This window comes from Rhizobium sp. LC145, from assembly GCF_001005825.1.
GTDB lineage: Bacteria > Pseudomonadota > Alphaproteobacteria > Rhizobiales > Rhizobiaceae > Neorhizobium.
In genome coordinates, this window is record NZ_LBHV01000003.1 from 43,244 (window position 1) to 57,725 (window position 14,482).

Annotated in this window: 10 protein-coding genes; 3 read left to right on the forward strand and 7 right to left on the reverse strand. The window is 62.8% G+C overall.

The genetic code is table 11. The annotated features are described in order from the left end of the window. Positions 1 to 40: 40 nt before the first annotated feature. The 4 genes from YH62_RS08520 to YH62_RS08535 all read right to left on the reverse strand — a co-directional run bounded on the left by YH62_RS08520 (position 41) and on the right by YH62_RS08535 (position 7,229). Positions 41 to 1,651 carry an ABC transporter substrate-binding protein gene (locus tag YH62_RS08520; protein ID WP_046793788.1) on the reverse strand — a complete coding sequence of 537 codons (1,611 nt, stop codon included), beginning with the start codon at positions 1,649 to 1,651 and terminating at the stop codon, positions 41 to 43. A 208-nt stretch (positions 1,652 to 1,859) separates the two neighbouring features. Beyond that, the gene (locus YH62_RS08525) at positions 1,860 to 5,066 is read right to left on the reverse strand and encodes a multidrug efflux RND transporter permease subunit (RefSeq protein ID WP_046793789.1); all 3,207 of its coding nucleotides are present in this window, start codon (positions 5,064 to 5,066) and stop codon (positions 1,860 to 1,862) included. Positions 5,067 to 5,186: 120 nt separating this feature from the next. Then, positions 5,187 to 6,374: an efflux RND transporter periplasmic adaptor subunit gene (locus YH62_RS08530; RefSeq protein ID WP_046793790.1), complete on the reverse strand. Its 1,188-nt coding sequence runs from the start codon at positions 6,372 to 6,374 to the stop codon at positions 5,187 to 5,189. A gap of 57 nt (positions 6,375 to 6,431) precedes the next feature. Then, positions 6,432 to 7,229 carry an alpha/beta hydrolase gene (locus YH62_RS08535; protein WP_046793791.1) on the reverse strand — a complete coding sequence of 266 codons (798 nt, stop codon included), beginning with the start codon at positions 7,227 to 7,229 and terminating at the stop codon, positions 6,432 to 6,434. Between the two features lie 156 nt (positions 7,230 to 7,385). On the opposite strand from YH62_RS08535, the gene YH62_RS08540 reads away from it, so the two are divergent. Next, the gene (locus YH62_RS08540; RefSeq protein ID WP_046793792.1) at positions 7,386 to 8,342 is read left to right on the forward strand and encodes a LysR family transcriptional regulator; all 957 of its coding nucleotides are present in this window, start codon (positions 7,386 to 7,388) and stop codon (positions 8,340 to 8,342) included. A gap of 27 nt (positions 8,343 to 8,369) precedes the next feature. On the opposite strand, the gene YH62_RS08545 is transcribed toward YH62_RS08540, so the two are convergent. Then, complete coding sequence (locus YH62_RS08545) at positions 8,370 to 9,599, reverse strand: alpha/beta hydrolase (protein ID WP_046794292.1); 1,230 nt, start codon at positions 9,597 to 9,599, stop codon at positions 8,370 to 8,372. Positions 9,600 to 9,832: 233 nt separating this feature from the next. Here YH62_RS08545 and YH62_RS08550 point away from each other — a divergent pair, with 233 nt between their 5' ends. Beyond that, complete coding sequence (locus YH62_RS08550) at positions 9,833 to 10,972, forward strand: NAD(P)/FAD-dependent oxidoreductase (RefSeq protein ID WP_046793793.1); 1,140 nt, start codon at positions 9,833 to 9,835, stop codon at positions 10,970 to 10,972. A 42-nt stretch (positions 10,973 to 11,014) separates the two neighbouring features. Here the strand turns inward: YH62_RS08550 and yghU are convergent, their stop codons facing one another. Further along, complete coding sequence (yghU, locus tag YH62_RS08555) at positions 11,015 to 11,920, reverse strand: glutathione-dependent disulfide-bond oxidoreductase (RefSeq protein ID WP_046793794.1); 906 nt, start codon at positions 11,918 to 11,920, stop codon at positions 11,015 to 11,017. Between the two features lie 227 nt (positions 11,921 to 12,147). On the opposite strand from yghU, the gene YH62_RS08560 reads away from it, so the two are divergent. Next, positions 12,148 to 13,185 (forward strand): NAD(P)-dependent alcohol dehydrogenase, encoded by a 1,038-nt coding sequence (locus YH62_RS08560; RefSeq protein WP_046793795.1) that lies wholly within the window; start codon positions 12,148 to 12,150, stop codon positions 13,183 to 13,185. Between the two features lie 13 nt (positions 13,186 to 13,198). On the opposite strand, the gene YH62_RS08565 is transcribed toward YH62_RS08560, so the two are convergent. After that, on the reverse strand, positions 13,199 to 14,482 hold the full coding sequence (locus YH62_RS08565) for a TRAP transporter large permease subunit (RefSeq protein ID WP_046793796.1): 1,284 nt from the start codon (positions 14,480 to 14,482) through the stop codon (positions 13,199 to 13,201).

The window sequence follows — 14,482 nt, forward strand, 5'->3', positions numbered from 1 at the left end:
CTAAAACGCCTCGGGAAATCGATGCCGGGAGCCGATCCTATCACGATTGCAGGGCCGTATCCGCCCAGTTCGACACGGCCCAGCGCGGATTGTTCGAAACGTTCAGCACTGTGTCGCGGGCAACGGTGATGAAGCCCCATTCGGCTACGTTGATGAGCGGCAGGTCGGTAGCCACCAGTCTCTGGAACTCGTTGTAGAGCTTGGTCCGTGCGGTCGCATCCACGGTTTCGGCCGCTTTGCCGATGATCGCGTCGAGTTCGGCATTGGCATAGCCGCCCTGATTGGAAAAGGGCACACCGGCCGGAATGCCGGACTGCACGAGAATGGTGGTGGAGATCGCCGGATCGCCCCGGAAGACAGGCGGAGCGACAGCGAGATCGAAATCATGATCCGTATAGACCGCCTTCTGGTGCGCGGCGGAATCGGCATTGACGAGTTGGGCGTCGATGCCGATCGCCGCGAGCGCCTGGCGCAGATAATCGCCGAACTGACGCGTCTCGTTGAAATAGGGAGCCGGTCTCAGCTTCAGCGAGAAGCGCGCGCCGTCGCCGGTTTTCGGATAGCCGGCTTCGTCCAGCAGCGCATTCGCTTTGGCAATGTCGAAATCGTAGGCTGGCACATCGGCGGCATAGAATTCCGGCGCATTCTTCGGCACCGGGCCGGTCGAGGCAGCAGCGTAACCGAGAAAAATCGTGTCGACGACGAACTGCTTGTCGATCGCATGCGCAATCGCCTGCCGCACCTTGAGATCGGCAAGTTCCTTGCGCCGGTGATTGATTTCCACGACGAGCTGGTAGGTCAGCGCTTCATAGCCCTTGGAAATGACCTTGATACCCGGCACTTTGGAGATCCGGTCGAGATCGGTGAGCGGCACGGCCGAGAAGGCGGCGAGGTGGATTTCTTCCGCCTCCAAGGCGGAGCCGGCGGCGGCGCGGTCCGGAAGCACGCGGAAGATCACCTCGTCAAGTTTAGGCTCGCCTTCGCCCCAGTAATCGGTGTTGCGCTCCAGCCGGTAATATTCGCCCGGCTTGTATTCTGCGAACTTGAACGGCCCGGTGCCGACGAGCTTCACATTGGCCGGATTGGTGGCGATGTCCGTGCCTTCATAGAGATGTTTGGGCACGACGCTGCTCACCACCGGCAGCGCATTGCGGATGAGCTGCAGCGGTGTCGGCTTGGAGAAGCGGAAGACCGCTGTCGTCTCGTCGGGCATATCGACCGCTTCGAGGTTGGCAAAGACGATGCGGCCGAGGTTTTGCAATGGCTTCCAGATATTGAGGGCGGAGAAGGCGACGTCGGCAGAGGTGAAGGGCTTTCCGTCGTGCCAGGTCACGCCCTCCCTCAGCTTGAAGGTGACCGATCGGCCGTCGTCGGATCCTTCCCAGGATGTCGCGAGGCGCGGTTGAAGCCCGTCTTCTCCCTCAAAGGAGGCTTCAGCCAGGGGCTCGATCACCTTGCTCGCCACGAAGAAGACCCCGTTGGAGGCGACGATCGCCGGATTGAGGTTCTTGGGCTCCGAATCCGCCGCCACGATCAGCCGGCCGCCGCTCGGTACATCCTGGGCCATCGCAAGGCGAGGCAGCGCGGTGGAGGCGAGCAGCAGGCCCGTCCCCTTCATCAGCAGGCGGCGCGAGACGGCGAACTGGTTCATCTTTTTCTCCACATGGATTCGGCTCCCCATATTCCGTCCGGAATCCAATTTTCCAAAGCGATGAAATGTCGGAAGCAGTCGGCGGCGAGGCATTTTATTGTGTGCGTCGCGCGTTGGAGAGTAAAGTCATTCGCTGGTTCAAAGTGAAGCCGGCAAAAAAGAAGGCGGGCATTGAGCCCGCCTTCAACATTCGAGACCTTCTATGGTCTTATTCCGCCGCGATCTGCCGCACCTCATCCGTGTTCGCATGGGCGGTTTCGGGTACCCGGCCGTGGTTGATCAGCGGCCGGTTGCCGGTGAGCTTGCGCACCAGTACGTAGAAGACTGGCGTCATGAAGATGCCGAAGAATGTCACCCCGATCATCCCGGAGAACACCGCGACACCCATGGCGGCGCGCATTTCCGCACCCGCGCCGGTCGAGATGACCAGCGGCACGACGCCCATGATGAAGGCCATGGAGGTCATGAGGATCGGGCGAAGCCTCAACCGGCTGGCCTCGATGGCCGCCTGCACCGGCGTTCGGCCTTCGAATTCCAGCTCGCGGGCGAATTCCACGATCAGGATCGCGTTCTTCGCCGAGAGCCCCACCAACACCACAAGTCCAATTTGGGTGAAGATGTTGTTGTCTCCGCCAGTCAACCAGACGCCGGTCAATGCCGCCAGCACGCCCATCGGCACGATCATGATGATGGCTATCGGCAGTGTCAGGCTCTCGTATTGGGCCGCGAGCACGAGGTAGACGAGCAGCAGCGCCAGCGGGAAGACGATGATGCTCGAATTACCGGCGAGGATCTGCTGGTAGGTCAGGTCCGTCCATTCGAAATCGATGCCGGGCGGCAGCGTTTCGCCGGCGATCCGCTCGATCGCGGCTTCGGCCTGTCCGGAGGAGAAGCCCGGTGCCGGCCCGCCGTTGATGTCGGCGGCAAGGAAGCCGTTGTAGCGGGTCGTACGCTCCGGCCCGGTTTGGGCGTCTACCTTGAGTAGGGCCGAAAGCGGGATCATCTCGCCCGACTTCGAACGTACCTTGAGCTGGCCGATATCCTCGGCCCGCGCGCGGAACTGCGCATCCGCCTGTACCCGCACGCTGTAGGTACGGCCGAAGGCGTTGAAGTCGTTCACGTAGAGCGAGCCCAGATAGATCTGCAGCGTTTCGAAGACATCCGTCACCGAGACGCCGAGCTGCTCGGCCTTGACGCGGTCCACGTCGGCATAGAGCTGCGGAACGTTGATCTGGAAGCTGGAGAACAGCCCCGCCAGTTCCGGTGCTTGAGAGGCCTTGGCGAGGAACGCCTTGGTGGCCTCGTCGAGCGCCTGGTTACCGAAGCCGGCGCGGTCCTCGATCTGCATCTTGAAGCCGCCCGTCTGGCCGAGACCGTTGACCGGCGGCGGCGGGAACATGGCGATGAACGCATCCTGGATGCCGGCATATTTCTGGTTCAGCGCCATGGCGATCGCGCCGCCAGAGAGTTCCGGCGTCTCGCGCTTGTCGAAATCGTCGAGGATCGCGAAGACGATGCCGGCATTCGAGCCGATGGTGAAGCCGTTGATCGACAGGCCGGGGAAGGCCACGGCATTCGCCACACCAGGCTGTTCGAGCGCGATGTCGCTCATCTGCTTGATGACCTTTTCGGTGCGGTCGAGCGTCGCGCCGTCGGGCAGCTGTGCGAAACCGATCAGGTACTGCTTGTCCTGCGCCGGCACGAAGCCTCCGGGCACGGTGGTGAAGACGCTGTAGGTCGCGCCCACCAGCACCAGGTAGATCGCCATGATGATGGTCTTGCGGCCGAGAAGTCCGCCGACGCTGCGGCCGTAGCCGTTCGAGGCGGCGCCGAACGCGCGGTTGAAGCCCCGGAAGAACCAGCCGAACAGCTTGTCCATGACCCGCGTCAGCCAATCCTTCGGAGCGTGGTGATCCTTCAGGAGAAGGGCGGCGAGCGCCGGAGAAAGCGTCAGCGAGTTGATGGCCGAGATGACGGTCGAGATCGCGATTGTCAGTGCGAACTGACGGTAGAACTGGCCGGACAACCCGGTGATGAAGGCAAGCGGTACGAAGACCGCGACCAGCACCAGCGCGATTGCGATGATCGGGCTCGATACTTCCTGCATGGCCCGATAGGTGGCGTTGCGTGGGGTAAGCCCGTTCTCGATATTGCGCTCGACGTTCTCCACCACGACGATCGCATCGTCCACGACGATACCGATCGCGAGCACGAGCCCGAAGAGCGTCAACGCGTTGATCGAGAAGCCGAAGGCGTACATCACCGCGAAGGTGCCGATAATCGAGACGGGAACCGCGATCAGCGGAATGATCGAGGCGCGCCAGGTCTGCAGGAAGAGGATGACGACGAGCACGACGAGGCCGATCGCTTCGAGCAGCGTGTGGAGCACCTTCTCGATGGAAGAGCGCACGAACTTCGTCGTGTCGTAGACGATCTCGTATTTTACCCCGGCAGGCATGGCGAGCTGCAACTCGTCCATGGTTGCGCGCACGTTGTCGGCAATCTGCAGCGCGTTCGAGCCGGGAGCCTGCAGGACCGCTACGGCCACAGCCGGCTCGCCGTCGAGCAGCGAACGCAATGTGTAGTCGGCGGCGCCGAGCTCAATGCGGGCGACGTCCCGAAGGCGGGTCACGGCGCCGTTCTCGTCACTCTTGACGATGATGCTGCCGAATTCCTCGGGCGACTGGAGGCGGCCCTGGGCATTCACGTTGAGCTGCAGGTCGACACCGGGAACGCTCGGGGATGCGCCGATGATGCCGGCGGCAGCCTGAACGTTCTGCTCGCGGATGGCGTTGGTGATGTCGCTGGCGGCTAGCGAGTGTTCGGCCGCCTTCTGCGGGTCGATCCATATGCGCATGGAATAGTCGCCGGCGCCGAAGACCTGCACCTGCCCGACGCCTTCGATCCGCGCGAGGCGATCCTTGATGTTCAAGGTCGCGTAGTTGCGGAGATAGGTGATGTCGTAGGCATCGGTCGTCGAGACGAGGTTCACCACCATGATGAAGTCGGGCGAGCTCTTGACCGTGGTGATACCGAGCGCGCGGACTTCGGCCGGCAGGCGAGGCTCTGCCTGGCTGACGCGGTTCTGCACGAGCTGCTGGGCCTTGTCCGGGTCGGTGCCGAGCTTGAAGGTGACGGTCAGCGTCAGCACGCCGTCCGAGGTCGCCTGGCTGGACATGTAGAGCATGTCCTCGACGCCGTTGATCTGCTCTTCGAGCGGCGTAGCGACGGTCTGGGCGATGACGGTCGGGTTGGCGCCCGGATAGGTGGCGCGCACCACGACCGAAGGCGGCACCACTTCTGGATATTCGGAAATCGGCAGCGCGCGCATGCCGATCAGGCCCGCCACCACGATGAGGATCGACAGCACGGCCGCAAAGACCGGTCGGTCGACGAAGAATCTGGAGATGTTCATGTCAAAGCCCTCTCCGGGGTTGAACAGAGGCGAAACGGTCCCGGCTTGCGTTCCCGAGGGACCGCAAGCGACACGAAACCGGTTGTGATTGGAGCTGCCGGAAAGGTCCGGCAGCCGTAATTACTGTTGGGCTACCTTGGCCTCGGCCTGCGGATCGACAACCGCGCCGGGGCGGATGCGCTGCAGGCCGTTGACGACGATGCGCTCGCCGGCGGTCAGGCCATTGGTAACGATCCTGTCGCCACCCACGCCTGCGCCGAGCTCGATCTGGCGGTAAGCCACGGTGTTCTTGTCATCGACCACGAAAACGAACTTCTTGTCCTGATCGGTGCCGATCGCCCGTTCGCTCACCATCAGGTGCTCTTCTGCGCGAGGCTGGCCCATGCGGACCCGCACGAACTGTCCGGGAATCAGCCGGCCGCCGGGATTGTCGAAGACTGCCCGCACGCGAATCGTGCCGCTGGAGGCGTTCACCTCGTTGTCCACGAGCTGCAGCTTGCCGCGGATCGGTGTTCCCTGGTCGCCGAGGGTGCCGATTTCGACCGGCACCTGGTCGATTGCCGGAAGACCGTTCTCGGAGGGAAGCTGGGCGAGCGTGCGGCTCACCAGTTCCTCGGTGGCGTTGAAGCTCGCATAGATCGGATCGATCGAGACCAGCGTGGTGAGCGCCGGCGAGGCGGAGCCGGCGGCGACAAGGTTGCCGGTCGTGATCTCGAGCTTGCCTGCGCGCCCGGCGATCGGTGCGCGGATCTGCGTGTAGTCGAGATTGATCTGTGCGGTCTTCAATGCCGCATTGGCCGACTGCAGGGTCGCGAGCGCCTCGCTATGGGCGCCCTGCCGCTGCGCGAGATCGCTTTGCGAGATCGTGTTCTTGGCCGAAAGAATCTTGCCGCGATCGAGCTCGGTGCGGGTGAGTTCCACCCGCGCCTTCGCCGAGGCGACCGTGCCTTCGGCTTGAGCGACGGCGGCGGCATAGGGCTCCGGATCGATCGTCAGCAGCAGATCGCCGGCCTTCACCAATCCGCCTTCGCGGAAATGCACGGACTGGATCGTCCCTGCAACCTGGGAACGGACCTGCACGCGGTCCACGGCCTCCAGACGGCCGGAAAATTCCTGCCAAGTCGTGACGCTGCGCGGTTCGACGGTGGCCACCGTCACCGGAGTTGCGGGCGCTTGCGCGGCCGCGGTCTCCGCCGGCGCAGCATTGGCCCCGCTCGGAAGTTCCAGATAAAAGGCTGCCCCGGTTGCGGCGACAGCAAACCCTAGGCCGGCGCCCCACAGGGCCCAGCGTGCCTTTTTCGAAGTCATCGGTATTCTCCTTGGCTCCTTAGAGCGAACCTGTACTCGTCTTGGGATTAATCGTTTTCAGTGTTTCAAGTCTTGGACGAAACCGGCGAACTGACGACAGAGAACGTCGAGCCATTCGCCACTTTCCTCGTTGTAAATGCCCGTCCAGCCAAAATCGGCCGGAAAGATATGCTGCCGCACCGGCACGCCCGCTGCCCGCAGCCGCGTGGCATAGCCCACCGTCTCATCGCGCAACGGATCGTCTTCCGCTGTCACGATCAGGGCCGGAGCGACACCCGAAAGCCGCGTGCACTGGCATGGCGCGGCATATGGGTGGAAGAAATTCCTTGCCGAAGCCAAATAGTGGGCCCAGCCATCGGACCAGCGTTCGCGCATACCGATCGAATCCGCTTGCCGGAAGGAAGTCGTCGCCATCATCGGGTCGATCATCGGCGAAAGCAGGATCTGTCCGTCGAGCTCGCCCGGCAGCAGATCGCGCGCCTTCAGCGCCACGCCCGCCGCGACATTGCCGCCCGCCTCCTCGCCTGCCACGAGAAGAAGCGATTTCGCCCCGCCGAGCTGTTTCCGGCGGCTGCTGAGGCAGTTGAGCGCGCCGAACGCATAGTCGAGCACCTTGGGAAAGGCGTTCTGCGATTGGCTGCTGTAGTCTGCCTCCAGCACGACGGCGCCCGCTTCGGCCAGTGCCCTGGCGATTGGCCTCTCGCGCTCCTCGCGCTCCACGTCTAGGAAGGAGCCGCCGCGCAGATAGAGCACCAGCGGCGGGGCCTTGCCGCGGCACGGGCCTTCGTAGAGGCGCACGCCCAACGGCGGCCTCTCGGACCGGTCGAGCGATATATTTTCCCACTGCGCGGCCATTGAAAAACCTCTGCCGGCACCCCTAGTGAAGGAGGGGTGCTTGCCTACAATCCACACAAAATATTATTATTGCCGGTGCGCGCCACAAGCGCGGCTGGTTCGACAACACTGTTCCGGAATTTGGGATAATGTTGCGATGCAAAAAGGTGAGCGGTCATGGATCAACTTTCCGCAATGCGTGTTTTCGTACGAGTCGTGGAGACCGGGAACTTCACCCGTGCCGCGGTGACGCTCAATCTGCCGAAGACGACGGTCACCAATCTCGTCCAGGCGTTGGAGGCGCATCTGCGCACCAAATTGCTCAATCGCACCACGCGGCGTGTCGCCGTGACCACCGATGGGGCGCTCTATTACGAGCGGGCGCTCCAGATCCTCACCGAACTCGAAGAGCTCGACGGCAGCCTGTCCAATTCCCAGGCCCAGCCTTCCGGCCGATTGCGGGTGGAAATGGCCGGGGCCTTCGCCGATCATGTGGTGATCCCGGCGCTGTGCGACTTCGCTCAGCGGTATCCGCAGATACAGCTCGATATCGGGGTCGGCGACCGTCTGGTGGATTATATCGCGGAAAACGTCGATTGCGCGTTGCGCGCCGGCACGCCGACAGACCAGTCGCTGATCGCCCGCAAGGTCGGCGAACTGGACATGCGGACCTATCTGTCTCCGATCTATATCCGCAATTTCGGCGAGCCGCAGCATCCCAGCGAGCTGGAGACGGAGCATTTCTCCGTAGGTTATCTGCATGCCCAATCCGGACGGGTTCTTCCATTGGAGTTCCGGCGGGGGAACGAGGCGATTGATGTCACCGCCCGCTATGTCGTCTCGGTCAACGACAGCCGCAGTTACGTGAATGCCGCGGTCTCCGGAATGGGTGTCGTTCAATCCCCGTATTTCATGGTGCGCGAGGCATTGGAGAAGGGTGAACTGGTGCCTGTCCTTTCCGACTGGCACCGCGAGCCGCTACCGCTTTACGTGGTCTATCCACAGACCCGGCATCTCAGCAACAAGGTGCGCGTCTTCGTGGATTGGCTCGCCAAGCTCCTGCAGAAGCTGAGCCGCGATCCGGCTCTCGATATACGCAAGAAAATGGCCGCCTACCGGCAGGAGGTCGCCTGACCTCGCTTCGAGGCTGGCGAAAGCCGGTTATTGACCGGTCGCGGTGCCTACGGTGTTTTCCAGAGCACGGCCAACGCGATTGAGATGTTCGTCATAGCTGCGGCGGGTGACCGGGTCGAAGACGGCAATCGGCGCGCTGACCGCCGCACCTGCGACGCCGCCCACCGTCTGCGCCGTTCCAAGCGCGATCGCGCCGAGCCGGTCGCCGAGACCCACTTGTGAATCCGTTATCGTCTGGCCCTGGACCAGTCGCGTACCGATCAGCCGCACGACCTCCGGGCTTTCCGCGAATTTGCCGTGATTGAGGCGATCGCCGCCCTTGAGCGCGGTGAGGTCGATCACGGTGATGCCGGCCTTCTCGAACTCCGTGCGGTAAGGTTCCGCCGTCGGATCGATCTGGCCGAGGCGGTCCACATTGCCGGAAATGCGCCTCGACAGGCTGAGCGCCCGGTCGTCGCGGGAGACGAAGAGCGTGAAGCGCGGCCGATGTTCGCCCATCTCGCTCCATTGTTTCCCGAAGACGTCGACGTCGAGATCGGGCGATGCGAGGATGACATTGGTGATCTTCGTCGCTACATGGCCGTCGCGAATGGCCATCTGCCGGAGCGCTTCGACCGTCAGCCACGAACCCATGGAATGGGCCATGACGGTGATTTCCCCGACATTCCGCTCCCTTGCGATCGAGCGCAGCAGATCCTCCAGTGCATCGCGGGAGTAATTGGTGCTTTCCTTGTCGTAGGCATAGTCGAATATCGAGGCACGCGACGGCCAGGTGAACAGGACCGGTGCCGCATCCGCCTTGGAATCGTGAACGATCTGGGCGAAGCGATAGACGGCATCTTCGTAGCGGTTGTTGAAGCCGTGGACGAAGACCATGACGCGGCGGCTTTTTGGCAGATGCTCGGTGAGCCAGCGACGGGCCTCGCTGTCGCCTTCCATCGGGGTGACGCTGACGGTCGCGAATTCTCGTTCCGGGTTCGGCGGAAGTCGCTTCGGCCATTGCACATGCCCCACCTGCCTCTGGCTGTCGGGCGGTATAGAGACCGAGATTTCAGTCAATTTCGGGCGCTCGCCGCGTTCGCCGGAAAACAGCACGCCGGGGCTTTGGGAAGGAGCGCGCGTGGTCGCGACCATCACGTCGACCGTGCTTGCGCCGGGCGCGGATTGGTTCGTCGGAATGAGGACGCCCTCAGGCCGCCCTGCGCAGGCCGAAAGCAAGGCGCAGCCCATGAGCACCCCGATCCATCGCCGTCCCATCGACGTGATGCCGCCCTGCCGACCGTTCATGGTCCTCGCGCCGTTCTCCATCTTCAATGCAAGAAGCTCTACGGGAAACGAAGCCGGGAAGGCAAGGTGAAATACATCCATTCCGATTGAGATCGCCCGCCGGTTGTGATGCTGCGGCCACAATGATCGGTCTGCGGCCGCAGTCGTGGAATGTTGATTTTGATGGTGGCATGGGCAATCTTTTCGGTAGCTGAACGGGGAGGATGGCGTTGGAGGAATTGGATTGCGTGGTAGTCGGGGCCGGTGTCGTGGGCCTGGCCGTGGCCCGTGCGCTTGCCCTTTCCGGCCGTGAGGTGCTGATCCTCGAAGCGGCCGATGCGATCGGCACGGAAACGTCATCGCGCAACAGCGAGGTGATCCACGCCGGCATCTATTATCCTGCCGGTAGTCTGATGGCGCGTTTCTGCGTGGCGGGGAAGGAAGCGCTCTATCGCTACTGCGCCGAGCGCGGCATCTCCCATAGCAGATGCGGCAAGCTGATCGTCGCGACGTCCGAAGCCGAGCTGGAGATGCTGCCGGTGATCGCTGCGCGGGCGGCTGCGAACGGCGTTGCCGATCTTCGCCGGATTTCCGCCGCCGAGGCCCGCGATCTAGAACCGGCGCTTGCCACGGTCGGGGCGCTTCTCTCTCCGTCGACCGGCATCATCGATAGCCACAGCTACATGCATTGCCTTCTGGGTGACGCGGAGAACGCGGGTGCAATGCTGGTGCTGAAAAGCCCGGTGCTTGGCGGCAGGGTGGTGGAGGGCGGCATCGAGCTCGATGTCGGCGGTGACGATCCGGTGACGGTTCGCTGCCGGCTCCTCGTCAATTCGGCCGGCAATGGCGCGCCTGCACTGGCACAGAGCATCGAGGGCATGCCGAAAGAGCATGTTCCCAGGGCCTACTATGCCAAGGGCAGCTATTTCGCGCTTTCCGGGCAGGCGACGCCTTTTAGCCGGCTCATCTATCCCGTCCCCGTCAAAGGCGGGCTCGGCATCCACCTGACCCTCGATCTTGCCGGCCGGGCCCGCTTCGGCCCGGATGTGGAATGGGTCGATGCGATTGACTACGCAGTCGATCCGGCTCGGGCGGAAAGCTTTTATACTGGCATCCGGCGCTATTTTCCGGAGCTCAAGGACGGCGCGCTCATTCCCGCGTATTCGGGCATCCGGCCGAAGATCGTGCCACCGGCGATCGCCGCTCAGGATTTCAAGGTTGAAGGCCCCGAGACCCACGGCATTGCCGGGCTCGTTAACCTCTTCGGCATCGAATCACCCGGCCTCACCTCCTCGCTTGCCCTGGCCGACCACGTCTGCGAATTGGCGCGGGCAGCGATCCCGTCCCGTAGACTGGTGAGCTAAAGGGGGTGTTTTGAAACACCCCCTTTAGCCACGTCGGTTGGGTTATGCCTCGCCTATCTTGTCCTGCGTCTTCGTCTGGAAATCGGAGGCGTCGTGGCGCTCGTGCAGCTGTTCGGACGGATCGCCGGACGTGCGGTTGACCATGCGGCCGCGCTTGACCGCCGGGCGGGCCGCGATCTCCGCCGTCCAGCGCTGGACGTTCTTGTAGGTCTCGACGTCGAGGAAGGTTCCTGCGTCGCCGTATTGCTTGCCCTGAGCGAGGCTGCCGTACCAGGGCCAGATGGCCATGTCGGCGATCGTGTATTCGCCGCCAGCCACGTATTGGTTGTCGGCGAGGTGCCGGTCGAGCACGTCGAGCTGGCGCTTCACTTCCATCGCATAGCGGTCGATCGCATATTTGATCTTCATCGGCGCATAGGCGTAGAAATGGCCGAAACCGCCGCCGAGGAACGGCGCGGAGCCCATCTGCCAGAACAGCCAGTTGAATGTTTCGGTGCGGGCTCTGAGATCGGTCGGCAGGAAGGCGCCGAACTTTTCTGCGAGATAGACGAGAATGGAGGCGGATTCGAATATCCGGACCGGTTCTCCGCCGCCCTTCGGCGCGTGGTCCATCAGCGCCGGAATTTTTGAGTTCGGATTGACCTCCACGAAGCCGGAGCCGAACTGATCGCCATCCCCGATCCTGATGAGCCAGGCATCGTATTCCGCTTGGCTATGACCCGCCGCCAGCAGTTCCTCCAGCATGATCGTGACCTTGATGCCGTTCGGCGTGCCGAGTGAATAGAGCTGCAGCGGGTGCTTTCCGATCGGCAGGACCTTTTCGTGAGTCGGGCCGGCAATCGGGCGGTTGATGCTCGCGAAAGCGCCGCCATTGCCCTTTTCCCAGGTCCATACTTTCGAAGGCTCATAGCCTGTGGGGAAATTGTCGGCGGGGGATTTCTCGGTCATGAAAATCGATCCTCTTTTCGGGTAGGCTTCGCATTCTTGCGGGTGTCGCGCGGCCAATATAGGCATGGCTTCGGCACTTTGCCGCCCTCGCAGAAAAATTGTGCCGGCAATGGGCGGTCCTGGTAGTGCAAATCACCAGCGCCCGAGAATGTGTCTGTTCAGGACGGAGCCGCATCCGCTATCCTGCCAATGACCGGAGCCCGAGACAACAGAGCAAAGGAATACCCATGCAAGCCCTCGTCCTAGAAGAAAAAGGCGTTCTTTCGTTGAGGGAGATCGATCTGCCGCTCGTCGTCGGACCGGGCGACGTGAGGATCGCCATCCATACGGTCGGTGTCTGCGGCAGCGATGTGCACTACTATACCCATGGTGCGATCGGCCCCTATGTGCTGCGCGAGCCGATGGTGCTGGGTCATGAGGCTGCCGGCACCATTGTCGAGGTGGGCAGCGAAGTGAAGCACCTCAAGGTTGGCGACAGGGTCTGCATGGAGCCCGGCGTTCCCAATCTTTCCTCGCGCGCCTCCAAGCTCGGCCTCTACAATGTCGATCCGGACGTGCGTTTCTGGGCGACGCCGCCGATCCATGGCGTGCTGACGCCCGAGGTCGTGCACCCGGCGGCCTTCACCTATAGGCTTCCGGACAATGTCACCTTCGCGGAAGGGGCCATGGTGGAGCCGTTTGCGATCGGCATGCAGGCGGCCACGCGTGCGCGCATCCAGCCGGGCGATGTGGCCGCAGTGGTCGGCGCCGGACCAATCGGTATCCTGGTGGCGCTTGCGGCCCTTGCCGGCGGCTGCGCCCGTGTCTTCATTTCCGATCTCAGCGCCGAGAAGCTCAAAATCGCCGGGCAATATCCGGGCATCGTCCCGGTCGACATCACCAAGAGGCCGTTTGCGGAGGTAATCGCGGAAGAGACCGGCAGCTGGGGTGCGGACGTCGTCTTCGAGGCGAGCGGAAGCCCCAGAGCTTTCGACGGCATCTTCGATATGGTGAGGCCGGGCGGCGCCCTGGTGCTGGTCGGCCTGCCCGTCCGCAAGGTGGAGTTCGACGTCGCGGGGGCGATCTCCAGGGAAGTGCGCATTGAGACGGTTTTCCGCTATGCCAATATCTTTGACCGGGCGCTGGAACTCATCGCCTCCGGCAAGGTCGATCTGAAGCCGCTGATCACCGGCACATTCGATTTCAAGCAATCGATCGAGGCCTTCGAGCGGGCGGCTGCCGGCAGCCCCTCGGATGTGAAGCTGCAGATCCGCCTGGTGGAATGAGTCCAAAGCCTCCTTACCGGTTGAACAGCAGGTTCGGCAGAAAGAGCACCGTCTGCGGAATGAATATCAGGATCAGCGTCACGAGGCCGACCGCGAACATCAGCGGCAGTGATTCTCGCGTATAATCGCCGATCCTGACCTTCAGAATCGAGCAGACGGCATACATCGCCGCTCCGACCGGCGGAGTGAAATTGCCGATCGTCGCGGCGACCACGAAGACGACCCCGAAATGGACGGGATCTCCACCGAGCTGCTTGATCAGCGGCAGGAAGATCGGCGTCAGCATGATGATCAGCACGGTCGCGTCGATGAAGAAGCCGCAGGCGAGAATGAAGAGCACGATCAGCATCATCACGCCGTAAAGGCTGTCCGTCACGTTGAGGATCGCGCCGGAGATGAGTTCCGGAATGCGCTCGAGCACGATGCCGTAGCTGAAGATCGCCGAAAGCGCGATGAGGAACATCACCGCTCCGACGTCGGACAGGCTTCCCTCCAGCGCCTCTCGGAAGGATGCCGTCTTCAGCTTTCGATAGGCCGCGATACCGATGAAGACGGCATAGATAACGGCGAAGGCGCCGATCTCGGACGGCGTGAAGATGCCAAACCGGAGGCCGAGGAGCAGGATGATAGGAAAGAGCAGCGCCCATATTCCGCCCCGCAGTGCCGTGGCGATCTCGCGCATGGATGCGGGCTTTGCGCGCGCTGCTGGATAGCCGCGCCTGTTGGCGACGATGGAGACGGTGGCCGCCAGCCCTACCCAGAGAAGAAAGGCGGGCGCAAAGCCGGCGGCGAACAACCGGCCTATGGAGACCTGGCCGATAGTGCCGTAGATGATGAAGCCGAGCCCCGGCGGGATGATCGGCGTCAGGATCGCGCCGAAGGAGAGGACGCCGGCGGTGAAGCCCTTCGACATTCCGCGGTTGATCATTTCGTTGCCGAGCATTCGGCTCTGCATGGCCGCATCAGCGATGGCCGAGCCGGAGACGCCGCCCATCAGTGCCGAAAGAGCGAGCGACATTTGAGCGAGCCCGCCTTTCAGCCGTCCCGCGATCACCGAGGCGAGGTCGAGCAGCCTTTCGGTGATGCCCGAAGCGTTCATCAGATTGCCGGCCATGATGAAGAGCGGAATGGCGAGCAGCGCGAAATTCTGCGTCGTCGAGATCGTCTGCTGCAGCGGAATGGTGATCGGCAGCTCGGGATGCTGGAGGAAGAAGACGACGCCCGAAATGCCGATCGCAAAGGCGACGGGCATCCCCATCAGCATCAGGAGGATGAAGGCGATGGTGACGAGGAGCAT

Bases quoted from the DNA above. Each gene is read 5' to 3' on its own strand.
- YH62_RS08530 (WP_046793790.1), bottom strand. From the start codon at position 6,374: ATGACTTCGAAAAAGGCACGCTGGGCCCTGTGGGGCGCCGGCCTAGGG.
- YH62_RS08550 (WP_046793793.1), top strand. From the start codon at position 9,833: ATGGCGTTGGAGGAATTGGATTGCGTGGTAGTCGGGGCCGGTGTCGTG.
- YH62_RS08560 (WP_046793795.1), top strand. From the start codon at position 12,148: ATGCAAGCCCTCGTCCTAGAAGAAAAAGGCGTTCTTTCGTTGAGGGAG.
- YH62_RS08525 (WP_046793789.1), bottom strand. From the start codon at position 5,066: ATGAACATCTCCAGATTCTTCGTCGACCGACCGGTCTTTGCGGCCGTG.
- YH62_RS08520 (WP_046793788.1), bottom strand. From the start codon at position 1,651: ATGAACCAGTTCGCCGTCTCGCGCCGCCTGCTGATGAAGGGGACGGGC.
- YH62_RS08565 (WP_046793796.1), bottom strand. From the start codon at position 14,482: ATGCTCCTCGTCACCATCGCCTTCATCCTCCTGATGCTGATGGGGATG.
- yghU (WP_046793794.1), bottom strand. From the start codon at position 11,920: ATGACCGAGAAATCCCCCGCCGACAATTTCCCCACAGGCTATGAGCCT.
- YH62_RS08545 (WP_046794292.1), bottom strand. From the start codon at position 9,599: ATGGGACGGCGATGGATCGGGGTGCTCATGGGCTGCGCCTTGCTTTCG.
- YH62_RS08535 (WP_046793791.1), bottom strand. From the start codon at position 7,229: ATGGCCGCGCAGTGGGAAAATATATCGCTCGACCGGTCCGAGAGGCCG.
- YH62_RS08540 (WP_046793792.1), top strand. From the start codon at position 7,386: ATGGATCAACTTTCCGCAATGCGTGTTTTCGTACGAGTCGTGGAGACC.